Annotated in this window: 24 protein-coding genes and 1 tRNA gene; 8 read left to right on the top strand and 17 right to left on the bottom strand. The window is 56.2% G+C overall.

Going from position 1 to position 26,793, the window contains the following annotated elements; translation table 11 throughout:
- Positions 1-61: 61 nt before the first annotated feature.
- From parC to AD949_RS06830, 10 genes are all read right to left on the bottom strand, one after another.
- Entirely contained in the window at positions 62-2,275 is a 2,214-nt protein-coding gene (parC, locus tag AD949_RS06875; protein ID WP_048835380.1) for a DNA topoisomerase IV subunit A, read from the bottom strand.
- A 102-nt stretch (positions 2,276-2,377) separates the two neighbouring features.
- Positions 2,378-3,175, bottom strand: coding sequence for a DNA repair protein RecO (recO, locus tag AD949_RS06870; RefSeq protein WP_048835381.1), 798 nt, complete (start codon positions 3,173-3,175; stop codon positions 2,378-2,380).
- Positions 3,176-3,193: 18 nt separating this feature from the next.
- Entirely contained in the window at positions 3,194-4,099 is a 906-nt protein-coding gene (gene tsf / locus AD949_RS06865; RefSeq protein ID WP_048835382.1) for a translation elongation factor Ts, read from the bottom strand.
- A 128-nt stretch (positions 4,100-4,227) separates the two neighbouring features.
- Positions 4,228-5,031: a 30S ribosomal protein S2 gene (rpsB, locus tag AD949_RS06860; RefSeq protein WP_048835383.1), complete on the bottom strand. Its 804-nt coding sequence runs from the start codon at positions 5,029-5,031 to the stop codon at positions 4,228-4,230.
- Positions 5,032-5,189: 158 nt separating this feature from the next.
- Positions 5,190-6,296, bottom strand: a complete 1,107-nt coding sequence (locus AD949_RS06855) for an aromatic ring-hydroxylating oxygenase subunit alpha (RefSeq protein ID WP_048835384.1) — start codon at positions 6,294-6,296, stop codon at positions 5,190-5,192.
- A gap of 165 nt (positions 6,297-6,461) precedes the next feature.
- Positions 6,462-6,821 (bottom strand): hypothetical protein, encoded by a 360-nt coding sequence (locus AD949_RS06850; protein ID WP_141325385.1) that lies wholly within the window; start codon positions 6,819-6,821, stop codon positions 6,462-6,464.
- A 122-nt stretch (positions 6,822-6,943) separates the two neighbouring features.
- Positions 6,944-7,768, bottom strand: coding sequence for an aminotransferase class IV (locus AD949_RS06845; RefSeq protein ID WP_048835385.1), 825 nt, complete (start codon positions 7,766-7,768; stop codon positions 6,944-6,946).
- On the bottom strand, positions 7,765-9,174 hold the full coding sequence (locus AD949_RS06840) for an anthranilate synthase component I family protein (RefSeq protein WP_048835386.1): 1,410 nt from the start codon (positions 9,172-9,174) through the stop codon (positions 7,765-7,767). Before AD949_RS06840 ends, AD949_RS06845 begins: the two co-directional genes overlap by 4 nt.
- 13 nt (positions 9,175-9,187) lie before the next feature.
- Positions 9,188-12,607 (bottom strand): DNA polymerase III subunit alpha, encoded by a 3,420-nt coding sequence (gene dnaE / locus AD949_RS06835; protein ID WP_048835387.1) that lies wholly within the window; start codon positions 12,605-12,607, stop codon positions 9,188-9,190.
- Between the two features lie 78 nt (positions 12,608-12,685).
- Complete coding sequence (locus AD949_RS06830; RefSeq protein WP_141325383.1) at positions 12,686-12,919, bottom strand: hypothetical protein; 234 nt, start codon at positions 12,917-12,919, stop codon at positions 12,686-12,688.
- Here AD949_RS06830 and AD949_RS14285 point away from each other — a divergent pair.
- A complete protein-coding gene (locus AD949_RS14285; RefSeq protein ID WP_209421637.1) occupies positions 12,913-13,260 on the top strand; it encodes a cobalt-precorrin-5B (C(1))-methyltransferase in 348 nt (115 codons plus the stop codon). The genes AD949_RS06830 and AD949_RS14285 overlap by 7 nt on opposite strands.
- Here the strand turns inward: AD949_RS14285 and AD949_RS14280 are convergent.
- A complete protein-coding gene (locus tag AD949_RS14280) occupies positions 13,243-13,506 on the bottom strand; it encodes a hypothetical protein (RefSeq protein ID WP_211259976.1) in 264 nt (87 codons plus the stop codon). The two genes, AD949_RS14285 and AD949_RS14280, sit on opposite strands and share 18 nt — an antisense overlap.
- Before the next feature lie 136 nt (positions 13,507-13,642).
- Here AD949_RS14280 and AD949_RS06825 point away from each other — a divergent pair, with 136 nt between their 5' ends.
- The 3 genes from AD949_RS06825 (at position 13,643) to AD949_RS06815 (ending at position 16,013) form a co-directional block, all read left to right on the top strand.
- Positions 13,643-14,698 carry an aldo/keto reductase gene (locus AD949_RS06825; protein ID WP_048835389.1) on the top strand — a complete coding sequence of 352 codons (1,056 nt, stop codon included), beginning with the start codon at positions 13,643-13,645 and terminating at the stop codon, positions 14,696-14,698.
- 92 nt (positions 14,699-14,790) lie between these two features.
- Positions 14,791-15,630 carry a pantoate--beta-alanine ligase gene (gene panC / locus AD949_RS06820; RefSeq protein ID WP_048835390.1) on the top strand — a complete coding sequence of 280 codons (840 nt, stop codon included), beginning with the start codon at positions 14,791-14,793 and terminating at the stop codon, positions 15,628-15,630.
- 26 nt (positions 15,631-15,656) lie between these two features.
- On the top strand, positions 15,657-16,013 hold the full coding sequence (locus AD949_RS06815) for a RidA family protein (protein ID WP_048835391.1): 357 nt from the start codon (positions 15,657-15,659) through the stop codon (positions 16,011-16,013).
- A gap of 77 nt (positions 16,014-16,090) precedes the next feature.
- Here AD949_RS06815 and AD949_RS06810 read toward each other — a convergent pair whose 3' ends face one another.
- A complete protein-coding gene (locus AD949_RS06810; protein WP_048835392.1) occupies positions 16,091-17,794 on the bottom strand; it encodes a Hint domain-containing protein in 1,704 nt (567 codons plus the stop codon).
- 195 nt (positions 17,795-17,989) lie between these two features.
- On the opposite strand from AD949_RS06810, the gene AD949_RS06805 reads away from it, so the two are divergent.
- Entirely contained in the window at positions 17,990-18,610 is a 621-nt protein-coding gene (locus AD949_RS06805; RefSeq protein WP_048835393.1) for a recombinase family protein, read from the top strand.
- Between the two features lie 1,057 nt (positions 18,611-19,667).
- On the opposite strand, the gene AD949_RS06800 is transcribed toward AD949_RS06805, so the two are convergent.
- Positions 19,668-19,743, bottom strand: a tRNA-Asn gene (locus tag AD949_RS06800).
- Positions 19,744-19,864: 121 nt separating this feature from the next.
- On the opposite strand from AD949_RS06800, the gene AD949_RS06795 reads away from it, so the two are divergent.
- Positions 19,865-20,911, top strand: a complete 1,047-nt coding sequence (locus AD949_RS06795; protein ID WP_048835394.1) for an ABC transporter substrate-binding protein — start codon at positions 19,865-19,867, stop codon at positions 20,909-20,911.
- Positions 20,912-20,966: 55 nt separating this feature from the next.
- Here AD949_RS06795 and AD949_RS06790 read toward each other — a convergent pair whose 3' ends face one another.
- Entirely contained in the window at positions 20,967-21,881 is a 915-nt protein-coding gene (locus AD949_RS06790) for a DMT family transporter (protein WP_048835395.1), read from the bottom strand.
- 26 nt (positions 21,882-21,907) lie between these two features.
- Here AD949_RS06790 and AD949_RS06785 point away from each other — a divergent pair, with 26 nt between their 5' ends.
- Positions 21,908-22,465: a helix-turn-helix domain-containing protein gene (locus AD949_RS06785; protein ID WP_209421639.1), complete on the top strand. Its 558-nt coding sequence runs from the start codon at positions 21,908-21,910 to the stop codon at positions 22,463-22,465.
- A 161-nt stretch (positions 22,466-22,626) separates the two neighbouring features.
- On the opposite strand, the gene AD949_RS06780 is transcribed toward AD949_RS06785, so the two are convergent.
- The 3 genes from AD949_RS06780 to gluQRS form a co-directional block, all read right to left on the bottom strand.
- Positions 22,627-23,832 (bottom strand): pyridoxal phosphate-dependent aminotransferase, encoded by a 1,206-nt coding sequence (locus AD949_RS06780; RefSeq protein ID WP_048835397.1) that lies wholly within the window; start codon positions 23,830-23,832, stop codon positions 22,627-22,629.
- A 4-nt stretch (positions 23,833-23,836) separates the two neighbouring features.
- Positions 23,837-25,039, bottom strand: a complete 1,203-nt coding sequence (locus AD949_RS06775) for a pyridoxal phosphate-dependent aminotransferase (protein WP_048835398.1) — start codon at positions 25,037-25,039, stop codon at positions 23,837-23,839.
- 193 nt (positions 25,040-25,232) lie between these two features.
- Positions 25,233-26,117 carry a tRNA glutamyl-Q(34) synthetase GluQRS gene (gene gluQRS / locus AD949_RS06770; RefSeq protein WP_048835399.1) on the bottom strand — a complete coding sequence of 295 codons (885 nt, stop codon included), beginning with the start codon at positions 26,115-26,117 and terminating at the stop codon, positions 25,233-25,235.
- A gap of 229 nt (positions 26,118-26,346) precedes the next feature.
- Between gluQRS and AD949_RS13770 the strand changes: the two genes are divergently transcribed.
- Positions 26,347-26,793, top strand: a 447-nt coding sequence (locus AD949_RS13770) for an HNH endonuclease (RefSeq protein WP_082786035.1), incomplete at its 3' end; no start/stop codon positions are given.

The raw sequence follows: 26,793 nt of genomic DNA, 5'->3' as shown, positions 1-26,793 counted from the left end.
CCCGCAGCACTCCAACAGATAACGCAAGAAGCCATTTCAACGGGCGACTTGCAGGTTTGTTTCAGGCCTTCTTCAACGCCCATGATGGCGCTTCCTTACCCATGGCGGCACGTTTACCAACCCACATCTGAATATCCGCAAAGGGGCGTGAGCGCACGTTGCCGGGCCACAGCAGCCCATCCTCCGCCTTGAAGACAACCGCATGTTTCAGGGTTTCACTCGCTTTGCCGTATTTCTGCAAGCCGACACCCAGACCACGCGCCATTGCCGGCAACTGCTCCAGCGGGAAAATCAGGAAGCGGCGATTACTGCCCAGCACAGCCACCTGATCACCCTCTGCGGGAACGCAAAGCTGTGCGCTCTCATCCCCTTTCAGGTTCAACACCTGACGGCCTGAGCGTTTTTCCGCCACCATGCTTTCTTCATCCACCAGCATGCCACGCCCCGCACTGGAGGCAACAAGACGGCGTGCGCCAGCCTGCACCGGGAAGACGGCAATCACCTCTTCATCATTGGAAAGGTCAAACAGCAGGCGCACCGGCTGGCCGTCGCCCCGCCCGCGTGGCAGATCAGCCCCTTTTACGGTAAAGGCCCGCCCATCTGTGCCAAAGAAGCACACTTTGTCCGTGCTCTGGCACGGGATAGCCAGCCGCAAGCCATCCCCTTCCTTGAACTTCTGGTTTTCCAGATCCACCGCATGGCCTTTGATCGCCCGCACCCAGCCTTTTTCAGACAGAATGAGCGTCAGCGGTTCACGCTCCACCGTTTCCACAACAGAAATGTCAACCGGCTCCGGGGCGGACGCAAGCGTGCTGCGGCGCGTGCCAAGCGGCCCGGTCCCGAATTTTTTAACCATACCATCCAGTTCCCGCCCGATGCGGGACCAGCGCTTTTTCTCATCCGCCAGCAATGTTTCCAGTTCTGCCTTCTCGGCGGAAAGCGCGTCATGCTCCTTGCGAATTTCCATCTCTTCCAGACGGCGCAGACTCCGCAGGCGCATGTTGAGCACGGACTCAGCCTGCAAATCAGTCAGCGAGAACGTGGCAATCAGGCTGGCCTTGGCATCATCCTCTTCCCGGATAATGCGGATGACTTCATCCAGATTGAGATAAACCGCCAGAAAACCATCCAGAATTTCCAGACGCCGCACTACGGCCTCCAGACGATGGCGGCTCCGGCGCTCAAGCACCACATGCCGGTGGTCCAGCCACGCCCGCAGCACCTCTTTCAGCCCCATGACACCCGGTGCGCGGTCCGCACTCAGCACATTCATGTTCAGCGGAAAGCGACTTTCCAGCGTGGTCGCCCGGAACAGCGTTTCCATAAGCACTTCTGGTTCAAGCCCGCGTGTTTTGGGCTCCAGAACCAGCCGGATTTCATCCGTGCTTTCATCCCGGATATCGCCCAGAAGCGGCAGCTTTTTCTGCTCAAGCAGATCAGCAATCTGCTCAATCAGGCGGGATTTCTGCACCTGATACGGAATTTCGGTCACAACAATCTGCCATGTGCCAAAACGCCCCGGCTCAACCGCCCAGCGCGCCCGCATGCGGAACCCGCCACGACCCGTCTCATAGGCTTTCAGAATAGCATCGGAATCTTCAACAATAATGCCGCCTGTCGGGAAGTCCGGCCCCGGCATCAATGCCAGCAGGTCCGCCGTTGTGCTGTCTGGCTTACGGACCAGCAACGCCGCTGCTGCGCAGACTTCCCCCGCATTATGGGGCGGAATACTGGTGGCCATGCCCACGGCAATCCCGGCGGCCCCATTGGCCAGCAGATTCGGGAAGGCGGCGGGCAGCACAAGCGGTTCCTGCTCCTCACCATCATAGGTGGGGCGGAAATCGACGGCGTCATCCTCAATCCCGTCCAGAAGTGCCTTGGCGACTTCTGTCAGACGGGCTTCCGTGTACCGCATAGCGGCAGCGTTATCGCCGTCGATAGAGCCAAAATTGCCCTGACCTTCCACCAGCGGATAACGGGCGGCAAATTCCTGCGCCAGACGCACCAGCGCCTCATAAACCGAGGCATCCCCATGCGGGTGGAACTTACCAATAACGTCACCCACCACGCGGGCACATTTCTTGAAACCGGAAGATGGGTCCAGCTTGAGCTGGTGCATGGCGTAAACCAACCGGCGGTGCACCGGCTTGAGCCCGTCCCGCACATCAGGCAGAGAGCGCGACATAATGGTGGACAACGCATAGGCCAGATACCGTTCACTGAGCGCATCCGCCAGTTTGGTATCCTCAACATGGCCTTCAAATGTCTCGCTCATTTCCTGCTCCCCAGACCCAATACCGGCTCTCGTACAGCCAGAGACATAACGCTGTGACGCGTTTTGTTCTAGTCTCCTTCTGCGCCCCGGCCCATCATTCGGCTACCCTTCATCCGGTTGTCCATCATCCGGCTGCCCGGCAAGGCGTGCGACACGATCCACCAGCCTCTCCCGCGCCGCAGGAAGAGGGCGATGCCGCTGCCCGAACGCATCCCGCGCCAGAAAGTGGCCGGTCAGCCGCAGGCCAGCCAGCCAGTCTTCCGGCGTGCCGGTTTGCCCATCCGACAACAGGAAGGACGGAAGCGGCAAAAGCCGGTCTTTCCATGCACCGGCTCCCTCCTCAGAAACCGCTTTGCCGGTTTTGGGGGAGACATAAGCGAGGCCTGTTGTGACCCCGGTCACCGCACAGGCGGACAGATCAAGCCCGAAGCCGAGTTCCGTTAGCAGAGCACATTCCCAACGCACCACATCCGGCACGCCTTCCCGCTCGGACACAGCCGGATCAAACCCCAGAAAGCCGAGAAGTTTCACTGTGCGCGCAAACAGGGTCGGGCAAGGCTCCCCCTCCGGCAACGCCGCATCCGCCAGCACGCAGACGGATTGCACCATGGCCAGAGTTAGCGGCGCATCCACCAGACGGAAGCCGCAACCATACAATAATTCACCAGAAAGCCGGAGGATGCCTCCAGCAGAACGGGCCTGAAAACGGGTTTTAACCAGATTTCCCGGCTGCCATAACGCGCTGCCCGCACGGGATCTGGCCCCATAGGCCACACCGCGCACTAGCCCGTTTTCTTCTGTCAGCACATGCACGCGGGCATTATTTTCGCCCAGCAAAGCCGCAGAAAGCACAAGGGCGGGAGCCTCCCGGTCAAGGGAAGTCCCGCCCTGCTGCATCATCGTGCAAAAACGCCTGACTTAGACGCCGGAGACCTTCGCCACTTCCGCAGCAAAATCATCGACTTCTTTTTCAATGCCTTCACCAAGCTGGAAGCGGTCAAAGCCAACCAGCTTTACGCCAGCCTGCTCAACAACCTTCTTCACGCGGCTTTCACCGTCATGCACCCACACCTGCTCCAGAAGAACAACTTCTTCATAGAACTTGCGGATACGGCCTTCGATCATCTTTTCGATGATGGCTTCCGGCTTGCCGGAATCTCTCGCCTGATCGATCAGCACAGCGCGTTCGCGCTCTACTTCTGCGGGGTCAAGGCTGGACACATCCAGAGCAGACGGGCGCGTTGCCGCGACATGCATACCAATCTGGCGGCCAAGCTGGGTGATGGCGTCAGAAGCGGACGGGGCTTCCAGAGCCGCCAGAACACCAATCTTGCCAACGCCCGGACGCAGGGCACCGTGCACATACGTCGCCACAACGCCGGACGGCACTGTGAACACGCGAGCGCGACGCAGGGACATGTTTTCACCAATGGTGGCAATCAGATGTGTCAGTTCATCAGCAACCGTGCGGCCACTGGCCAGCGTGGCGGCCTTGATGGCGTCCAGATCTTCACCAACCTTAAGCGCAACCTGAGCAACAGATTCCACAAAATTCTGGAACGCTTCGTTACGGGCCACAAAGTCCGTCTCGGCGTTTACTTCAACCATGGCTGCTTTTTTGTCTTCGGAAGCAACAGCAACCAGACCTTCAGCAGCGGTACGGCCGGACTTTTTGGCAGCAGCCGCAAGGCCCTTGGTGCGCAGCCAGTCAATGGCACCTTCAATTTCGCCGTTAGACTCGTTCAGAGCCTTTTTGCAGTCCATCATGCCTGCGCCAGTTTTTTCGCGCAGTTCTTTGACCAGTCCAGCGGTAATGGCCGCCATAGTTCATCTCCTTAAAAACCGGAACGCGCCCATCGGGGCGCGCACAGGGCTGTCATGCCTGTGGGCAGACACCTACTCTACCTGAAAAACCGGCCCGGCAGATCATGCGCGGGCCGGTCAGCAAAACTTTAATTTGCAGCAGGAGCAGCGGCAGCTTCAGGAGCCGCAGCAGGAATTTCTGCTTCCAGAGCCGGGTCAACTGGCAGTTCTTCAGCGGCACCGAAATCCTGACCAGAAGCCCCAAGTTCAGCGGAAATCCCGTCCAGAACGGAAGAGGAGACCAGATCGCAATACAGGGAGATGGCGCGGATGGCGTCATCGTTACCCGGAACCGGGAAGGTCACGCCCTTCGGGTCGGAATTGCTGTCCAGAATCGCCACAACCGGGATGCCCAGTTTGTTGGCTTCTTCAACAGCCAGCTTTTCCTTGTTGGTGTCGATAATGAACAGGATGTCGGGCAGACCGCCCATTTCCTTGATCCCGCCCAGAGAGCGTTCGAGTTTGTCGCGATCACGGGTCAGCTCAAGAATTTCTTTCTTGGTCAGACCGGACGTGCCGCCGTCCAGCGTTTCTTCAATCTGGCGCAGACGCTTGATGGAACCCGTAATGGTCTTCCAGTTCGTCAGCATGCCACCCAGCCAGCGGTGGTTGACGTAATACTGGCCGCAACGCTTTGCAGCTTCAGCAATCGGGTCTGCCGCGGCGCGCTTGGTGCCGACGAACAGAACGCGGCCACCACCGGCTACCGTGTTACGGATGGCCTGAAGAGCGCGGTCAAGCAGGCCAACGGTCTGCTGAAGATCAATGATGTGAACCTGGTTACGCACACCGAAGAGGTATGGCTCCATCCGCGGGTTCCAGCGGCGGGTGTGGTGACCGAAGTGAACACCAGCTTCAAGCAGCTGGCGGAGTGTGAAATCTGGCATCGCCATGGGGCGTATCCTACCTTATCTGGTTAATCCTCCGCGAAGCACGGCCCCTTTTTGTCAGGGCACCAGAGGGTGTGTGGCTTCGCGTGCGTAGTCCCGGCCTGGGCCAAGCGATGCCGATATGACGGTTTTCGCTGGCCCTTGCAAGGTGAAAATGCGGGTTATCGGCCCTTTTTAAGGGGTTTGGCGTTTGCGTTGGGCACACCGCTGCGGGCCAACAGGGCGCGCAGGGCCTTCACAATAGGGAAGACCTCAACATTGTGGTCACCCCCCAGTTCGCGCCACGCCTGCTGTTCCAGCTCCACAATTTCCCGATCTTCTTCAAAAATCCTGTTCGTGAAAATACCCAGCACCGGCCACGCCAGATCCAGCAGAAAGCCCCATTTGGGTTTTTTGACGGAGAGCAGGCCAAAGGTCTGCATGCCCTGCTGGTCCGACCCAAGCGGCACATAGGCCACCCACAGGTCCATCACCAGATCACCATCCTTGTCATGAATTTGCAGGGTCTGGTACGGGTAGGTGGTGCGGATGGAGACAATTTCCTCCACCGGCTGTTCCTGTCCTTCAATTTCCCGATGCTTGCCAAAAATCAGGGCTTCCGCCAGCGGCTGATTTCCGCCCTTGCGGGCGAAGCTGTAGCGGGCTTCCTGAAAATTCTCCCCCTTATCCTGCCCCATGAAGCGGGCCGTGATGGAGCCCATCTGCCGCCGATGCAGGAACTGATGGTTCATATCCATCAGGTTTTCATGCATGAAGGTATAGTGGCATTTCACACGCGGGAAAAAACGACGAGTCTTGAATTCCGGGTTTTCCACCTGCGCAATATCCGGCAGTGGCACACTCTCCGCCAGCGCGGCCTCTCCGGGGAACACAAAAATCAGACCACTTTTTTCCCGGCAAGGATAAGACTTAACTGGTCGGCCGACCCCTTCCTTATTCAGGTAGGGCACAGTGACACACTTGCCCGCACGGTCAAACGCCCAACCGTGATAGCAACATTTGATGCAATCCCCCTCAACCTTCCCCTTGCTCAGCGGCACCTGCCGATGTGCGCAGCGGTCTTCCAGCGCATAAACTGGGCCATGTTCCGGGCGGATCAAGGCAATAGGGTGCCCCGCATACCGGGCAGCAAACGTCTTACCGGGGCGGACTTTGTGGGACCACGCGATGGGATACCAGAAATTCGGGTCACAATCGATCTGCCGCAGATCATACTCCGAGGCCAGATCCTGTTCCGCCACTTTTTCTTTGACTGCGTTTTCCTGCACGGGGGTCACCTCTCAGAATACCAGAGGCAGATGCAAAAAGACGGCATCACCTCACCGGGTCATGCCGTCTAGAATTGGTCTTTCCTAAAAGATCAGGCAAGCCCCGCCGCTGCATGACAGATTAGCGGGATGCAGCACACTGTCCGGATAAAATACGGAAATGCCTCAGTTTTGCTTTGGCTTATGGTCCATATGAGGGGGTTTGTGCCCTTTATACGGGCTGGCCTGCTCTGTTTTAGGACCCGGCGGCGTACGGGCATCATCCCCATTACCGCCATTGGACGGCGGCTGGGTGCCCGGCTGCTCAGCCTCGGTGCGCGGATTGTTCCAGAGCTTCTGGGACGGTTCCACCCGCTTGCCACTTTTATCAAGAGCGGCAGGCGGGACTTTCCCAACCTGAGAGGCTGCTGAATTTGCCGTTGGCACACCTTGAGTCAGGGTGTTTTCCGTAGCTTGCGCCAGCGCAATGGCAGGGGCCACCAGCATGGAAACCGCCAAAGTCGTGGAATATAATTTTGAAGGCATGGTGCTCGCCTTTCGTGCAAAATGGAAAAATACGCTCCCCTTGTGCAACGGCACCACCCCGAAAAGGTTGCGCTCCGCTTTGCATAGCGGCCTTGCTTGCACCACCAACATGATGCGCGGGCTTACGCGCCCTCCCCCTCTGAAAAAGGTATCTCGAACTGCTCACATACCCTGCGCAAGCCAAGAGGAGAGTGCCTGATAGGCGCGCCATCAACAGTCTTTACGCGCCGCACACTCAGGCTGTTAATCAGATACACTCCGTCCGCAAAGTTCAGCCGCTCTCTTGAAATCATCTCTTCCCGCAGCATCCCCGCGCGCAATAGCACAGCGCGCGCCACACCCGGCAAAGCGCCTTCCGAAACAGGCGGCGTTATAAAACCGCCCTGCTCCTGAATAATCACCGTGCTAACGGTTGTTTCCGCAATCCGCCCTTGCAGATTGAGCAATAGTGCATCCCCGCACGCGGCGCGCTCCGCTTCCTGACGCGCCAGAATATTCGGGAGATAGTTCAGGCTTTTTACGCTGTTCAAAGGAGAGCGTTCATCCCGCCGAATGGTCTGGCTTGTCATGAGAGACATGGCCGTAACCTTTGCCGTCCCCTCCGCTGCCGTCATAAATATCGTCGGTTGTTCGTGCTGAGGTGGAAGTAATCCGCGTGGTGCTACACCCCGCGTGACTGTAAGGCGCATAGACCCATTCTGTATCCCTGTTACGGCCAGAAGCTCCTGCGCCGCCTGTGCCACAACGGCACCGTTAGGCACGCTCAGTTCCAGCACAGCGCCACCATTTTGCAAACGCTGCATATGCAAGTCCATATGGCAGACGCGGCCATTATGCACCCGAAGCGTTTCAAACAAACCGTCCCCCAACGTCAGGCCACGGTCGGCCAGACTGACATGCGCCGCCTCTGCTGGGCAGATCTGACCGTTCAACCAGACAAATCTCATGGTGCGCCACCAAACAACGCAAAAAAAGGTACCAGTTTCAGGCGCATTTCCGCATATTCTTTTTCTGGGTCAGACAGGATGGTAATGCCGCCGCCCGCCGCCAGTGTTACGGAATGTTTTTTCCGGACAATTGTCCGAATAATAACAGAGCTTTCCATCCGACCATCCACCCCAATGCAAAACACACTGCCGCAATAAGCGCCGCGCGGGGAGGCTTCCAGTTCTTCAATAATGCCCATAGCCCGGTGCTTTGGCGCACCCGTGACAGATCCCGGCGGGAGTGTTGCCCGCAACAGGTCAAACACATCTCGCCCCGCTGCAAGCGTGCCACGCACTTCAGAAACCAGATGATGCACATGGCTAAAGCGTTCCACCCGCAGAAATTCCGGTACACGCATGCTGCCAATCTGGGCGACGCGGCCAATATCATGCCGCATCAGGTCCACAATCATCAGGTTTTCAGCACGTTCTTTTTCATCGCCGCTCAGGCTAACTGCAAAGGCATCATCCTCTTCCGGCGTCACCCCACGAGGAGCCGTGCCCTTAATGGGCCGAGACGTCACACCCCCCTGCGCATCACACTGCAAAAACCGTTCCGGCGAGGACGAATGCAGCGCATAGTCCGCCCCGCACGACAGATACGCCCCAAAAGGGGCTGGCACCTGCTGACGCAGCGCGCGATACAACGCGCTATTTGAAAAATCTTGTGGAAATTCCGCAAAATAACGACCTGTAATATTAACCTGAAAAATATCCCCGGCAGCAATATACGCACGAGCCTGTTCTACAGCCTGACAATATGCCGCAGACGATTGATCTGCAGAAAACAGAGCTGTGGGCACAGCAGGTAAATCTGGCGCGGTATCCGGCAGTTCCGCCCATGCGACCCCATACGCCGCACCCGGATCATAACTACCATTTTCATGCGCTTCAAACGCACTGCCCGCTACGAAGGCACGTTTTGAAAGTCGATCCCAGATAAACGCATGATCATAAAAACCTGCGGCACAGTCTGGTTCATCCTCCGTAGTGCGACCGGGCACACCACGCTCCAGATACTCCCCCAAACCATATCCGGCAAAACCCACCCATCCACCAAAAAATGGTAGGGACACACCCTCTGGCTCTCTTGCGGCCAAAACGTCCGCAGGCAGAATGGCCCTTAGCTGATTAAACAAAACCTCTGGCGTGAACGGAACTGGCGAGCCAGCATCCTGAACAATCTGACCATCCTGCACCATAAGTGTCCGCACAGGCTGCCGGCAGAAAATCTGCCAGCGGCTCCGCTCTTCAACCACGCCGCCACTATCCAGAAACGCACACCAAGGCGCGTCTCCCCATGCCGCAAAGACAGTTTCCGGCTCCCGCCAGACCAGTTCATGCGCCCAGAGCCGTGCTATTCTCATAAAAACTACGGCCCTAAACCTGCTCCACGCGGGAAATACCATCCAGCATTTTGACCCTCTGCCCCAGCAGTGGCGTGACCTTATACCCGCCACGCAGGCGGATTTCCACATCACAGGTTTCCGCCACGCCCGGCAACAAAACGACCCGGCTGGAGCCACCTTTCTGCTCGGTCAGAATTTCATTCAGGCGGGACAAGGCACTTTCCTGCTCCACCCATATCCGCAATTCACTTTTTGCCTGTGCTGCGGCCTGCTCAAGTTCCACAACATCCGTTGCGGTAAGACGCATGGCCTCACCTTCCAGCTTCATATCTGCCGTAACCAGAACCGCTGTTCCAGCAGTCAGACTGTCCCGCACACGGGTCAGCACTTCGGAAAACAGTGTAACCTCACAACCACCAGAGGAATCTGACAGCCGAACCCATGCCATTTTATTCCCCGTGCGCGTGGGTCGTTCTTTCCGGTCCACCACACAGCCTGCAATACGCACCCGCCCCACACCGGCTTCCGCCGCGGCCATCAGGCCGGAGCAACGCGTCACATCCAACCGACGCAGCACCGTGCCATAGGCATCCAGCGGATGGGCTGTCATGTGAAAACCTATGGCTTCCGCCTCCATCGCCAGACGTTCAAACTCCGGCCAGTCTGAACAGTTTGCAAGGCGCAGCGGCTCTACATGGCCGCCCCCGCCAAACAGACCAATCTGGCCCGATGCCGCCTCCTGCGCCTGACTTTGCGCGCGCCGCAAAATGGTATCAGCCGAGTTGAACGCCAGCGCCCGGTTTTTATCCAGACATTCAAACGCCCCCGCCTTGGCCAGATTTTCCATCTGCATGCGGTTAATTTGTTTCGGGTCAATCCGCATGGCAAAATCTGCCAGATCTTTAAACGGCTTTTTCCCCCGCGTGGCCACAAGTGCTTCCATAGCGCTAAACCCGACCTTTTTGACTGCCGCCAGCGCGTAGCGAATGCCATAGGTGCCGTCCGGCAAAGTCTCGACCGAGAAATCGGCTTCCGACTTATTCACATCCGGCGGCAGAACCTTGAGGCCCATCCGCTCGGCTTCCTGCCGAAGGGCCGCCAGCTTTTCCGTCCGCTCCCGCGCCAGAGACATACAGCCTGCAAGGAACGCCACCGGGTGGTTCGCCTTCATCCACGCTGTCTGATAGGACACCAGTGCATAAGCGGCTGCATGGGATTTATTGAAGCCATAGTCTGCAAATTTCGCCATGAGGTCAAACACCTCAACAGCCTTGTCCCGGTCAATCCCGCGCTTTGTGGCCCCTTCCGTGAAAATCTCGCGCTGGGTATCCATTTCCGCGCGGATTTTCTTACCCATGGCCCGCCGCAGCAGGTCAGCCCCACCAAGGCTGTAGCCCGCCATTTTCTGGGCAATCTGCATCACCTGTTCCTGATAGACCATGATGCCGTAGGTCTCTTCAAGAATTTCACGAATTTCCTCGTGCGGCGGCTCCCACTTTTCCCCGTGTTTTCTACGGCAATAATCAGGAATGTTCGCCATCGGGCCGGGGCGATACAGCGCCACAGCCGCAATCAGGTCTTCCAGCCGGGTGGGACGCATCTGCTTGAGAACATCGCGCATCCCAGCCCCTTCAAACTGGAATACGCCTGCGGTATCGCCCTTACTGAGCATATCGTAGGTGGCGGCATCGTTCAGGGGAATGCGACTGAGGTCAACCTCAATCCCCATTTTCTTGAGGAATCCAACGCCTCTTTGCAAAATGGTCAGTGTTGTCAGGCCCAGAAAGTCGAACTTAACCAGCCCCGCCTGCTCAACAAATTTCATGTTATATTGCGTGACCAGCATGTCACTTTTCGGGTCTCGGTAGAGCGGCACCAGCTCAACCAACGGCCTGTCCCCAATCACCACACCGGCGGCGTGAGTACTGGCATGGCGGAACAGCCCTTCAATCTGCTGGCCTATTTCCAGCAGGCGACGCAATGCTTCGTCATTGTCGCGCATGTCCTGAAGTTTGGGTTCCCCGGCAATCGCTTCCTTGAGCGTGGTCGGTTTGGCGGGGTTGTTGGGAATGAGTTCCGCCACGCGGTTCACCATCCCATAAGGCAGACCCAGCACACGCCCGACGTCCCGCACCGCCGCGCGCGCCTGCAACTTACCAAACGTGATGATCTGCGCCACGCGGTCCGGCCCATATTCCCGGCGGACATAGGCAATCACCTCGTCGCGCCGGTCCTGACAGAAATCAATATCAAAGTCAGGCATGGAGACACGTTCGGGGTTCAAAAACCGTTCGAACAGCAGGTTGAAGGGAATGGGGTCAATATCCGTAATGGTCAGCGCCCATGCGGCCAGAGACCCTGCCCCAGACCCACGCCCCGGACCCACAGGAATATCGTGCGCCTTCCCCCACTGGATAAAGTCCGCCACGATCATGAAGTAACCGGGGAACCCCATACCGGAAATAATATCCAGTTCAAACGCCAGCCGGTCCTTATATTTCTGCCGCGTTTCCTCATCCATCGTCATGCCGGACAAGCGTTTTTCCAAGCCCTCCCACGCCATGGCGCGCAAGGTCTCGTCTTCCGTAGAGCCCTCATGCACTTTTGGACAAACAGGCAGAAGCGGCTTGCGTGTTTCCACTTTGACAGCACAACGACGGGCTATTTCCAGCGTGTTGTCACAAGCGTCCGGCAGGTCCGCGAACAGGGCGCGCATCATTTCCGGTGGCTTGAACCAGTGCTCAGGTGTGACGCGCCAGCGGTCCCGCTCCGCCATGGTGCGGCCCTGCGCAATACAGATCAGCGCATCATGGGCTTCATACATTTCCGGACGCGGGAAAAAACATTCATTAGTGGCCACCAGCGGCAGGCCGAACTGGTTCGCCAACGCCAGCACCCCCGGCTCCACTGCTTTTTCTACTGGCAGATTATGGCGGTGCAGTTCCACAATCAGGCGGTCATCAAAGGCTTCCCTCAGCCGCGCCAACCAACGTTCGGCCTCCTCCTTCTGCCCGTCCGCCAGCATCTGGAAGAGCGGCCCACGGGTCCCTCCTGTCAGCAGGAGCAGCCCCTCCGAGCGCTCACACAGCACATCCATGCTGATAACCGGGTCCGCCGGGTCCGACTCCCGAAAGCCTGTGGAAGACAAATATTGCAGATTGGCCAACCCGGCCTCGTTCTGCGCCAGCATGACAATCGGTTCAGACGGAGAGCCCGGCTTGTCATTACGTGCGGGCAGGCCAAGCTGGCAGCCAATAATCGGCTGAATCCCGCTCTTGCAGGTATATTGAGAGAACTCCAGCGCCCCGAACAGATTGCCAGAATCCGTAATCGCCACGGCAGGCATCCGCATCTCTTTCGCCAGAGAGACCATCTCTGGCACACGGATGGCCCCCTGACTCAGGGAATAGGCGGAATGAACTCGGAGATGAACGAAATCGGCATAAGACATACCCCTTTCTATCACACCCTCCCGCGCCTGCGTCACCTTACAAATGCTTATCTGGATACCGCCCAGCACCCGGATGCCTTACAACCGCCGCATGAAGCACACAGGAACAGAACTGCGCCGGAGCTGAACAACCGAAAACAGCGCGACAGCCGCCACAAAAGCGGCATAGCTAATGCTCTTGGGGCACAAGCCTCCATCTGCGTAACCATTGCGCTCCCCGGCGGCCAGCACCCCACCTTCACCATCTGCCGCACGGGTCGGGGCAACACCCATCCGTTTGCAGAGAGAGTTAAGATGCGGTGGGGATGACACAGATATCACCCACGGGGCTGTTATCCACGCCACAGTTCACCCCTTACCCGCAGGAGCTGGCATGTAGGTCCCAGCGGGGTGTTGGCATAGCCACCCGCCCCAGCCTGCCGATGCGGAAATCACCCTCTCCGCTGACGACGGGCCAGACTGGCAGAACGCACGCTCAACAGCGCCTCGGTCTTATGGGTGGGCTGTCCGAACTGGGGAAAAGCTGCTTTGTCATTCCGTTTTTCTGCGCGGCGTGGATCAACAGCATTCATCGCAGAGTGGATGTCGACCACGCAGAGGGGCTAACACATCTTGCAGCTTCTACCGGCAATGTTTCAGCAAAAGCCGTGTAGAAATTTTACAGCCTGCCGGACACCGCTCTGATTGAAATCGGAGATTTTTCTGGCGGCATGGCTAAAATGACCAAGCTGGATCAGGGCAGGCAGGACTTCCATTCCCAACGCCGACAGACCGACAGGCCGCACTGACACACCCCACCGCAACAGGCGGGCCACCCACCAGATGCGAACACTCCCTTGCCGCCCAGCGCACCGTTCTGGAAACCTTGAGCCAGCCCCTACGCAGTCAACAGGAACCATCTCCCCTGTTAAGCCCGCTCTCCTATGGCAGTCAAAAGAGAGTGAACACCCTGATACCCTTGAAAACGCCCCTCTATACCGCCAGTTCAAAAAGGTCATCCGCGCTCAACTCTTCACCCACACGGAGAACAGACTCATGCAGTATCGTCAACTTGGCCGGTCTGGCCTGCGTCTTTCTGCCCTTACCCTTGGCACCATGACATTTGGAGGCAAAGGGGCTTTCGCAAAAACAGGCAATACCGATACAGCCGGAGCACGCCGCCTGATTGATCTGTGCCTTGATGCGGGCATCACCATGTTTGATACGGCGGATATTTATTCCTCTGGAGAATCCGAAATCATTCTGGGGGAAGCCCTGAAAGGACGTTCGCAGGAAATTCTGGTCACCACCAAAGCCCGCTTCCGCACACAGGACGGTCCAAACGGCGCGGGCTCTTCCCGCCTGCATCTCATTGCCGCGTGCGAGGCCAGCCTGAAGCGTCTGGGCCGTGACCATATTGATCTATATTACCTGCATGAGTGGGACGGTCAGACCCCACTGGATGAAACGCTCGAAGCCCTTGATACACTGACCCGTGCCGGGAAAATTCGCTATAGTGGCGTTTCAAATTTCTCCGCATGGCATATGATGAAAGCACTTTCCGTTGCTGAACGGAACAGGCTGATCGCCCCGGTTTCCCAGCAGATTTATTACTCCCTTCAGGCACGCGATGCGGAATATGAACTTCTGCCCGCGGCTGTGGATCAAGGGATTGGGGTGCAGGTCTGGAGCCCGCTGGCAGGTGGTCTGCTTTCTGGCAAATATCGCCGTAACCAGCCAACACCAGCGGGACGCCAGCTTGAAAACTTTGGCGAACCCCCGGTGCATGACAAAGAGAAGCTGTTTGATATTGTAGAAGTGCTGCTTGCCATTGGGCAGGAACATGGCGTTTCCGCAGCACAGATCGCTCTGGCGTGGACCATGCATCGCCCGGCTATCACGTCCGTTATTGTTGGCGCGCGCACGGAAGAGCAGTTGAAAGACAACCTGAAAGCCGCGGACCTCACGCTGTCGGAAGACCAGTTGAACCGCCTCAATCAGGCCAGCCAGCCTCCCCTGCTCTATCCCTACTGGCATCAGGCCAGCACGGCGGCAGACCGGCTCAGCCTCGCGGACCGCGTGCTGCTGGAACCATTCCTGAAAACGCAGTAAGACGGCCCAAGACGGACAGCGGACGTCCCGGCTATCGTGCTCAGATCGGTCGGCCCGCTGTCCTGCGCTTTTACTGCAAACCGGGATGCGTCATGAAGCTTGTACGAACCAGACAGGAACTGACCGAAATTGTCACCCAGTGGCACAAAAACGGCGAGACAATCGGGCTGGTGCCCACCATGGGGTCTTTGCATGAAGGCCATCTGACACTGGTGCGCGCGCTGGATGGCAAAGCCACGCGGCGGATTGTGACGATTTTTGTCAACCCGATCCAGTTTAACAACCCGGATGATTTCCAGCTCTATCCACGCGGTCTGGAAGCTGATGAAGCCTTGCTGGCAGAAACCGGCCTTGTGGACGTGCTCTATGCCCCCGATGAAACACAGATTTATCCTCCCGGCTTTTGCACCCGCATCACGGTTTCCGGGCTGGATAAAGTGCTGTGCGGCGGGGACCGCCCCGGTCACTTTGACGGCGTGGCAACAATTGTTACCAAACTCTTCATGCAAACCCGTGCGGATATTGCAGCGTTTGGCGAAAAAGACTTTCAGCAACTCTGCATTATCCGCAAAATGGTGACAGACTTGGATCTGCCCGTCACCATCCTCCCGGTTCCGACCGTGCGCGAGGCGGACAATCTGGCACGCTCTTCCCGCAACCGGCGGTTGACCCCAGCCCAACGCCAGCAGGCCGCTCATCTACCACAAGCATTAATTTCATGCCTTGAGGCTCTAAAAGCCGGACAAGCGGTTACCCCTACTCTGGAACTCTGCGTGCGCACCCTGAAAGAGGCCGGGTTTACAGTGCATTATCTGGATCTTCGTTCTGAGAAGACACTGACCCCTGCTGAAAAAGCCGATGCTGGAACACGGCTTTTCGTGGCTGCCAGCCTTGGGGATATCCGACTGATTGATAACATGCCTGTTGCCTGAAACGATTATAGCTTAAAGGAAAAGCCATGACCATTACACGCCTTGACCCGGAAGAACGCCTGACAGGCGCTGTTATTTACAACGGACTTGTGCATCTGGCAGGTCAGGTGGCGGATGATGCTACATTAGATGCTGAAGGCCAGATGGCCGATATTTTGCGGCAGGTTGATGCCCTTCTCGCCAAAGCTGGCACAGATAAAAATCGCCTGCTGTCCGTGCAGATTTTCTTGGCGGACATGAGTGATATGGCTGGTATGAACCGCGCATGGGACGCGTGGCTGGACCGGGACAACAAGCCCGCCCGTGCAACAGTCGAAGCGAAACTTGCTAATCCTGACTGGCGGGTTGAACTGACGGGCATTGCCGCCCTCCACCAAAGCTAATATCTGCAAAGAAAAAAGCCGTTTTCTCCTGATTATACTGGAGAAAACGGCTTTTTCTATTCTAGAAGGTCAGAATATCAGGCCGTTTCGACCTTCAGTCCTGCATCATCCTGATGACTAAGATTATAAGGCCCAGCCGCAATGATTGTCAGAGACAGGATGCCCATTTTCCCGTTTGCAAGATGGTTACCCAACGGAAGCTCCGCATTCCCGTTTGTCCAGACACAGCGGGTATCGTCAGCCTGATACCAGCCTGCGGGCTTTTCGGCCTGACGATGGTCCATGATTTCATACTGGTTCCGTGCACAAAGCAGATTGATACCTGCTACAGCGACACCCATAAATCGGCGATCATCCACAAACGGACCGACAACATCCGCCGGACGGCTGGCGCGGGAAACAATCCGGACAAAGTCCGTACCCGGCGGCAGCATGAAGCTGTAATGATGCGCAGCTTTACGCATCGGCCTGACAACAGCGCCACTTCCCGTTACCAGATGCAGGTCAGGATCTTCCGTCAGTTGAATGGGTGTCGTTGAAACCTGACAGCCATCCACGCTATTTTTCCGCCATTCCAGCATACGGAACAGAGGCTCCACAAAAGCACGGTCCACGCAAAGTGGTGCAGCAGAATCGTTTTCCCACGTGCGGGCTGTTCCATGCAACGCGATAACACGGCCTTCCTGACGGAAAGAGGAACGGTTTCCCGTATCCAGATAGCTTTCGGTCAACATCCCATCGGCCATGATGACAGAATGCTGCTCCGTTTCCACATGATAGTAGTCATAAGACGTAATGGACTTATCATAGAAAATGGACGCACCATTCACCAACATACGCGCCGGCACGAACTTTCCTTCAAAAAACAGGCAATGTTCCGGTGTGACCAGCATGTCTTTGTAAGGCACACCGTCAGAAATGGCATTTTTCAGAATACGAACAGGGTATCCGGCTTCGTCATCAGGCTGGTTAAACTGCACTGTAGCGCGTGCTTTACCAACCCATACAACTGGCCGGATCACGTCCTTGTTGTTCTTCCAGTCAAACGTAATAACGTCATCACCGATTTTGATATTTTCGACAGTAACATCGCCTTCAGGTGTACGAATGGCGCTGCCAGATAGAAAGCAGGCTCCCGGATGACACTTCTGGGCACCACTGGCGTACGTGATATTCCAGTTGTTATTACCATTTTTACCCTGCTGGAACAGAGGGCTTCCGCTGTCATCAACATCATAACCCTTGGTAACAGTAATAACGGAGTTGTTGCCGTTGTCATTGTTACCAGCACCACTCATCCAGTCGACCGTGACATTGGCGGGTGTGCTGCCTGTGCCGTAAGAAACATTGCCGCCAGCACCCCAAACAAGATGAGTAATGTGAATGTTCGTGCCTTGCAGGCCATAGGACCCACCCTGAGCATTCTGGATGCCTGCGCTTTGCGGATCCTGTAGTGTACCCGTCACCGTGAACGGTGTGCTACCCGTTATCAGTGTTGCGGGGCCACCATTACCACCAAGAGTGACGTTTGCGACTGTAACAGCGGTATTGCCGCTAAGAGTCGGTGTCATGTTTTTGATGGCGTTATTCATGGCATTGGGATCGCCATTGTAAGTATAGCCGGCCTGATTCAGTGTATTGCCGCTCATGATAAGAACATTATCAGCCGCCCCCGGAACGCCATTCTGCGACGTCACAATTTTTCCGTTCACGACACTCCAGTTTTGTGGATTATTCCAATCTGTATTTTGCGCACCGGTCCAGACATATGTATTCGACATTTTCCCAATCCTTGATTTGCGCAAAAAACTGGAAGTGTGTCTTTTTTGATGCTGTATGTTTTTCTTGCGTTAACAATATTTGGTGTGTAGACACTTTTACGGTTCGTTAACTCTTTGCAAGGCGAAGCTTTATGCCTTGCGCAAATCAAGACTTTATCAAGCAACTCTTAAGCATTTTCAGCTCATTAGGGGTGAATGAACACCTGCATCACACGTCGCAAAGTCGGCTATGCCCGCGTTAGTACAACCGGGCAGACTCTGGAACTTCAACTCAACACACTCAAGGAATTCGGATGTCGCCGTATCTATCGCGAAAAGGCCAGCGGGGCCGACGCTGAGCGTCCTGAGCTTCGCAGACTCCTTGCCAGCCTCAAGCCCGGTCAGACCGTAGTGGTAACGAGGCTTGATCGTCTGGCACGCAGTACATTTGACCTATTCTCTATCGTTAAAACGATTACCGACAAAAAGGCGTTGTTTTATTCTATGGCCGAACCATGGACTGACACGAGCACAAGTACAGGCAGGCTGATGCTTGCAGTCCTTGGCGGCCTTGCGGATGTAGAGCGTGACCTCATCCGTACACGCACAACAGAAGGACGCGTTCGCGCCATGGCGCAAGGAAAGCGCATGGGTCGACCACGCCAGATAACCGATGAGCAACGGCAAGAAATAATCGACCGAAGGCAAAATGGAGAGACACTCCAAGCTATTGCCACGGACCTTGGCATCTGTAACAGCACTGTTTCACGAATTGCTCGTGGAAAAGACAGCCACTGTCATTCTTCAAAAAAAACCAAACGGAAACGTTCAAAATAACGCATCGTTACGCACATTGCGCACTTCTTGCGCCCCTTTTCCATAGTCTGCATGCTTATGCGCACTTCCGCCTTACCACGTCAGTAGGCGGCCAACCCTCTATAATTTTCATTTCTCGAAGATAAAAGAACCTGCTTTCTGCATGATAAAAGACAGGTTTTTGCAAACAAAAACTGCTCTGTTATTCGCGCAATACATCACTATAGATCTCAATATTTATAACAACTTAAATACATTCGTGTTTTTAGAAAATTATTGTAAAAACATACGCTTATAGAAAATTTTCATCTGCGGCTAGGGCGCAATCCAATATTCTTGGTGGTTGCCCGTGCCGGTTTTCTGGCAGACATACAGTGATATGCTTGGTTTGAACCGAACAAGGAACGGCGGCTGGACCGGTACATTCCGCCACCCGTGTAACAGAAACACCAAAATTACTGTCTTACACGCAATGAATTCAATACGGCCTTACAAAGAACCCTACGAAAAATGTCTGGCCATTCCATAAATCAAAGCTAGTTCTGCACCAAACACCAGAGTAAGAAGCATGATCTGCATGGGTATTGAACGGGATTTGATTTTTCTCTTGATTTTGGACTGATCTCCCGTCGCGCACCACGCAATAGCTGAAAGCCAGCCTACCCAACTAAACCCCAAAACCAGATTGACGGAAAAAGCTTCCCGTAGAGGCGTTTTTTTCAAAACGAAACTGAGCAGTGTGGAATAAAAAAACTATGTAAACAAAACAATAATCAAAATCTGAAACGTATTTATAGGCATGTTAATACCCTTATAAATCCGAAAATTTCGGCAATAATAGCTGAACCAACAAATTTCGTTTTGATTAGAAAACTATATAGATTTTTCGTCTAATGGCAAAGGCGAATTTTCTTCTGGAACCATACCTTAAGCACAGCACTAGGCACACAACGCGCATGTGCCAGACGCAAAACGCGAAAAAATGCAACGTAATCTGTGTTTGATGGCTCTCAAGGCGACACAACGAAGCAATGACATGCTACGCTTGAGAGCTATTTTATATTTGAAAAGGAAAGGCTGGCTCCCGAAGTAGGACTCGAACCTACGACCCAGCGATTAACAGTCGCTTGCTCTACCAACTGAGCTATTCGGGATCAGCGAGGCATCGTATAACCGTGTTCCGGGGGAGGCGTAAACCCCCTTTTTTCATTTTTTTTGTGTTTCGTGTTTTTATGAGCAGACGACGCGTAACCCCCCTTGTGGTAAGGCAGAAACATGAGCGCACAAGGACCATCATCCGACACAGCTTTTCGCCGCAGACTGGTGCTGACAGGCTTTGCCGGACTGGCCGTGGCCGGAGCGGTGAGTGCGTTTGAACATCACGCCCATACACATCGCCCCCGCAAGCAGCCAGATGGCCAGTATCGTAAGCTCAGGCTGATCTGGGCAAATGCGGAAACAGCGCCTGTACTGGCCGTAGCGTATCAGAAAGATTTTTTTACCCGCTACAGTCTGGATGTGGACACGATACCCTCGCCACAAAACGGGAATGAGGCGCTGGACGCCTTGGCCGCAGGCAAAGGGGAGTATGCCGTTGCCCCGGCCCTCACATGGTTGCCACGCCTCTATGGTGGCCTGCCCGCCAGCCTTGTGCTGGGTATTCAGCCCGGCGCGTTCCGCCTGCTGGTCCGCAGAGACGCCAATATTACCCGGCTGGACCAACTTGTCGGCCGCAGGGTCGCCGTCCCGGATAAAAATGCGGCAGATAAGTTTTTCTTTGCCATCATGATGCGTCGTAAGGGCATTAACGCCATGGACGGCATTACATGGACCGATATGCCCGCGGACAATGTGGTCGATGCCGCCCGCGCCCGCACGATTGATGCCCTCGTTGCGCATGACCCCTTGGCATGGCAACTCCTGAACAGCCACGCGGACCTATTTTCTGAACTGGTAGGCAGCACAACCGGCCATTATGCAGACCGCACCAGTCTGGTCCTCGGTGCTGCCCACACGGCGCTGGACGCAGACCCGGATGCCGCAACAGCCCTCACCCTTGCCCTGCGGGACGCTGCAAAATGGGCGAACCAACACCGGGATGAAGCTGCGACACTCGTCGCTGACGATACTTCAGAAGTCAGTGCAGACACCATGCGCGCCATGCTGCGGCATCAACCTGCTATCAACCCGGTTACAGGCCACCTTCTGCGTGACCAGATCGCCCAGTATTGTGATGAACTGCAACTGATCGGCTTGCTACCAGATACGGAAGCAGCCTCCACCATTGCCAAACGCACAACCCGAAATGTCCTGAGCGGCTAAACGCATCCTTCAGATTGTCTATGTCTATTTCCTGATACTCTTCTTTTGCAAAAAATCAGGAGTTTTCTTGCATTTTCTTTTTGCGTGGCAATCGGATTTCACTTGCCAGAACACCCAGCACAATCAGCCCAGCCCCTGCTATGGCTAGCGGCGGCAGGCGCTCTCCGGCAAGACGCCCCACAAGGCCAGCCCAGACAGGCTCGCCCGCGTAAATAACCGTCGCCCGGGTGGCGGAAATGGTTTTCTGTGCCCAGTTCATGGCGAACTGGATAATCGCACTCATCACCCCAAGCCCGACGCCAGACGCGACCCAAACCCACGAAAATGCAGGAACAGACTCCCCGGCTATCGGCATAAAAGCCAGTGCCAGAAGGCCAGCGACCAGCAACTGCACAATAGTCACCCGGCGGCTATCGACCCGCAGCGCGTAGCGACTGATGAGAATAATCTCTCCGGCGATAGAGAACGCTCCCAGTAGGGTTGCAACTTCGCCGCGGCTGAGGCTGAGACCACTGGCCGCTTCCGGTCCCGTCAGGCAAATCAGCCCTATAAAGGCAATCAGAACGCCAACCCAGCTCATCATATGCGGTCTGCGCCGGAGCACTGCCCATTGGAGAAACGGCACCATGGGGACATACAGCGCCGTGATAAAGGCAGACTGGCTGCTGGAAATTGTTTTCAGTCCCAATGTCTGGAACGTATAGCCCAGAAAGACCCCAACCCCGATCAGGCTCCCTGCTTTCAGCTCATATCGCGTCATCCCGGCAAGGGATTTTCTGAACAGCAACAGAGACATCAACCCTGCCGTGATAAACCGTACCCCCACAAAAAACAGCGGCCCCGTATGCTCCATGGTATGATGGATGATAAGGAACGTTGCCCCCCACAGCATGGTGATCAAAACAAGGATGATCTCCTGCTTTGACAGGAACTTGGTATGAGAGCCTGAGGCGGGTGGAGTCTGGATCATACTTAACAGCGTATATGAGCACTATAATGCACAATCAACCCCCACGATCTGATGTTTTAAAGTATGTGGGAACAAACCTGCGCCGCCTGCGCAAGGAGGCCGGTTTGAGTCAGGAAGCACTGGCCAGTGCTTCGGGCATCAGTCGCCGTATGATTGTGAGTCTGGAAGCCGGAAATGCCAATATCAGTCTAGGCAGTCTGGACCGGCTGGCCGAAGCACTGGACACCACTTTTCTCAAACTGGTCAGCAATCCGGAACGGGAATTACGCCGCATTGAAGAAATCATGTGGCGCGGTAAGGCCGATGCCAGCAAGGCGACCCTTCTGGGTGCGGCCCCTGCCCGACATGATACACAGCTCTGGCTGTGGTCCCTCGCGCCGGGGGAACGCTATAGGGCGGAACCAGACCCGGAAGGCTGGCACGAAATGATTTTTGTGCTGGAAGGGACTCTCACGCTTGAGTTCGATGCGGAAACCCAGCTTGTGCAGTCCAACGATTTTACAATTTATAACAGCGCCCAGAATTACGCGTATCTGAACGACGGCCGGAAAATCCTGCGCTTTGTGCGTACGGTCTCATCCTGACCGCCGCACGACAAGCCCAGCCAAACCACGCGGGCTACACAACACTCTGTGCCTAAGCCTGCACAGACGCACCCGAGAAACGCACGTCTGCCGCCTGACCTTTTACATTCTGAAAAGCCTGCCGAGTTTAAACAGCCGGCCTTCAGAGCACACGTCTCTTGTCAGTGCAGATTGCCGACAAACCGCGCCAGACGCTGGCAGGCTTCCATCAGGTCTGCCTCACCCGTGGCGCAGGAAAGGCGTAGATAAGGGGACTGCCCAAACGCGCTGCCCGGCACCGTGGCAACATACTCTTCTTCCAGAAAAGCCAGTGCAAAATCCTGATCTGTTTCCAGCCGCACCCCTCCGGCACTTGTGCGCCCAAGGCACCCCGCGACCCCGGGATAGGCATAAAAAGCGCCCTCCGGCATGGCACAGGTCAGACCGGGAATACGGCACAGCGCATCCACCACCATCTGCCTGCGGCGGCCATAGGTTGCAGCCATTTCCTGCACCAGATCAACCGGACCATCTAGTGCAGCCGCCGCAGCCGCCTGCGCAATGGTGCAGATGCCGGATGTGGAATTACCCTGAACACTGCGCATGGCGGCAATCAAGTCTTTCGGGCCGCCCGCAAACCCCACGCGCCAGCCCGTCATGGCATAGGCTTTGGACACACCATTCAGCGTGATAATCCGCTCTTTCAGGTCCGGCGCGATGGCGGCCAGAGAGGCGGATTTTACACCGTCAAACACCAGATGTTCGTAAATCTCGTCTGACAACACCCAAAGGTCTGGATATTGCCGCACGATTTCGGCAATCGTCTCCAACTCCTGCGCCGTCATCACGGCCCCGGTCGGGTTATTGGGGAAGTTCAGCACAAGCCAGCGGGATTTTGGCGTGAGGGCTGCGGCAAGAGCATCCGCCTTCAGCTTAAAGCCATCTTCCTCATGGCACCGCACCACAACCGGTACACCGCCGAACATGCGGGCAATCAACGGATAGCTGACCCAGTAGGGAGCGGGCACAACCACTTCATCACCGGGGTTCAGCGTTGCCATAAAGGCATTGAAAATCACCTGCTTGCCGCCATTGGACGCCATGATTTCATCCGGCGCGTAGTCCAGCCCGTTGTCCCGCGCGAATTTGCGGGCAATGGCGGCTTTCAGTGCCGGTGTGCCGTCCACGGGCGGATATTTGGTCTGCCCTGCCAGAGCGGCGGCATGCGCGGCCTCCACCACGGCCGGAGGTGTTGGGAAATCTGGTTCCCCCAGCGCCAGAGAAATAACTGGCTTGCCTTCCGCGCGCAGCGCACGGGCACGGCGTGCCATCTCAATGGTGGCGGGGGCAGGCAGCCCCTCCAGCCGACGCGCGAAAGACCGCACCATACTCTTAAATCAGCCCTTTGCAGAAACGCTGGATACGCGTGCAGGCTTCACGCAGGCTCGCTGTATCCGTCGCGTAGGAAATACGCATGTAATCCGGATACATGAAGGCCGAGCCATGCACCGCCGCAACGCCTTCTTCTTCCAGCAGGGCCGTTACAAAATCCTCGTCCGTTTTCAGCAAACGTCCACCGGGAGAGGTTTTGCCGAGGCACTCTTTGACTGACGGGAACACGTAAAACGCGCCTTCCGGCTTATCGCACTGCAAACCCTCAGCCGCGTTCAGCATCTCCACCACCAGATCACGCCGCGCCTGATAGGTTGTGACCATTTCATCAATAAAGTTCTGCGGCCCGGTCAGAGCTTCCACAGCCGCAGCCTGCGCAATGGAACAAGTGTTGGAGGTGGACTGGCCCTGAAGCTTGTTCATGGCTTTGGTCATTTCCACCGGCGCGCCGGAGAAACCAATGCGCCAGCCTGTCATGGCATAGGCTTTGGACACACCATTCATCGTCACGGTGCGGGCGCGCAGTTGGGGCTCCACTTCCACAAACGTGGCGGGGCGGAAGCCGTCATAGGTCAGCTTGGCGTAAATATCATCCGTAAACACCCATACATGCGGATGCCGCAGCAGGACATCACACAGCGGGCGCAGATCTGCCGCAGAATAAGCCGCCCCTGTCGGGTTGCAGGGAGAATTCAGGAAAACCCATTTTGTACGCGGGGTAATTGCGGCTTCCAGCTCTTCGGCTGTCAGCTTGAAGCCGTTTTCCCGGCGGCACGGCACAATAACCGGCACGCCTTCCGCCAGCGTGACAATATCCGGGTAGGAGACCCAGCATGGTGCTGGAATAATGGCTTCATCACCCGGATTGAGCGAGGCCATCATCGCATTGTAAATCACCTGCTTGCCGCCGGTGGAGACAATGATTTCCTCCGGCGTGTAATCCAGCCCACTATCCTGCCGGAAGCGGTCCGCCACGGCTTTGCGCAGGGCAGGTGTGCCTGCAACATCGGTATAGCGGGTCTGGCCGTCTTCAATCGCCTTCATGGCGGCGCGGGCAATATTGTCAGGCGTGCGGAAATCCGGCTCACCAGCGGACAGACTGATAATATCCCGCCCCTGCGCCTTAAGTTCACGCGCCTTGGTGGAAATAACAATCGTCTGGCTCGGGCTGATCCTGTTCAGACGGTCAGCAACAATGCTCATAATCCCAACACTTCCTGACATAATGCCATCGGCCCCGCATGACGCTGCCGGACCAGAGCCTGATGACGATAAAAAACCGGCAAGGGCCAATATAGTAGTGCCCTTCTGCCTCTGGCGGAACCGGGCAAACCCTGTATGACGCCACATTTTAGAAAAAATCATTTAAAAATGACCAGTGCAAAGCCCGCAGGGTTCACCCCATAACATCGGGATAGCCAGCAGCCCGTCTGACCTCTTCCGGTGATACCCCTGCCTCCCGCAGGACGCGCACCGCTTTGGCACCGTCACGCTTGGAAAGACGCCGCCCTTCGGCATCACATAAAAGTGGATGAAACTGATAAGTCGGCGCAGGCCAGCCCATGAGCGCCTGTATCAGCCGATGCAGGTCCGTAGCCGGGCGCAGATCCTCCCCGCGTGTAACCAGTGTAATACCCTGCGCGGCATCATCATGCGTCACGCAGAGATGGTAAGAGGCTGGCACATCCCGTCTGGCCAGCACGACATCCCCAAACAGGTCGGGTTGGCATATTACTGTTCCATGCTCCCGGTCCTCATAACTCAGGGGCCAGACATCTGGTGTGTGTGCTCTGATATGGTCCAGTGCCTTTTGCATATCCAGCCGCAGCACATGCGGCTTTCCTTCAGCAAGGGTGGCAGCGCGGACTTCGGGCGGCAAATGCCGACAGGTGCCGGGATAACGCAGGCTGCCATCCGGTGCGGCGTGTGGGGCCGACATCATGCCAGCAGCTTCCCGCGCAATATCGGCACGGGTGCAGAAGCACGGATACAGCACACCCATCTGGTCCAGTCGCTCCAATGTTGCGCGGTAGGCAGACATATTGGCGGACTGCCGCAGGACAGGTCGGGCAGAATGCAGGCCAAGCCACGCCAGATCGTCCAGCAAGGCTGTCGCGTAACGCTCCCGGCAGCGTTGGGGGTCAATATCCTCCATCCGCACCAACCACAGGCCGTGCGGCCCCTGCTGCGTCCACCCAGCAAGAGCGGACGCCACATGTCCCAAATGCAGGAAGCCCGTCGGGCTGGGGGCAAAGCGGGTCACCCATGAAGACTCCGTCATGGGGTGCCCCATAGGGTGCCGCAGACGAGAACAGCAGTCATAACATGCTCCCAAAATCACAATAATACTGTTTTGTTAAATACTTAGGCCATTTCTTGCGGCAAACCCGCCTATCTGCAATACTCACAACAACACGGATCTCGACGACGCACTTCTGACGGCGTTTTGCTACGAGTTTTTTACGCCAGTTCTGGAAGCTGCGCCCTCACCTACACCAAGGAGGCGCGTCTTGGCTGACGGCAGTACGATAAATTTTCCTGCTCTGGTGTTGAATGCGGATTTTCGTCCGTTGTCCTACTTTCCGCTCTCACTCTGGTCTTGGCAGGATACGATTAAGGCTGTCTGCCTCGACCGCGTTTCCGTGTTGAGTGAATATGATGCCGAAGTCCATTCCCCCCACCAGACTTTCCGCCTGCCCAGTGTAATCGCGCTGAAAGACTATGTGCCCTCCGCCCGCAAGCCTGCCTTCACCCGCTTTAATGTCTTCCTGCGCGACAATTTCTCCTGCCAGTATTGCGGAGACCAACTCCCCACGCAGGACCTGACGTTTGACCACGTCATTCCCCGCTGCAAGGGCGGGCGCACCACATGGGAAAATGTCGTAACAGCTTGTGGCATATGCAATCTGCGCAAAGGCCCACACCTGCCACACACCATCAACATGCTCCCCCGCCAG

The organism is Acetobacter orleanensis (assembly GCF_001581005.1).
Lineage (GTDB): Bacteria > Pseudomonadota > Alphaproteobacteria > Acetobacterales > Acetobacteraceae > Acetobacter > Acetobacter orleanensis.
This window is presented reverse-complemented; position numbering and strand designations above follow the sequence as displayed.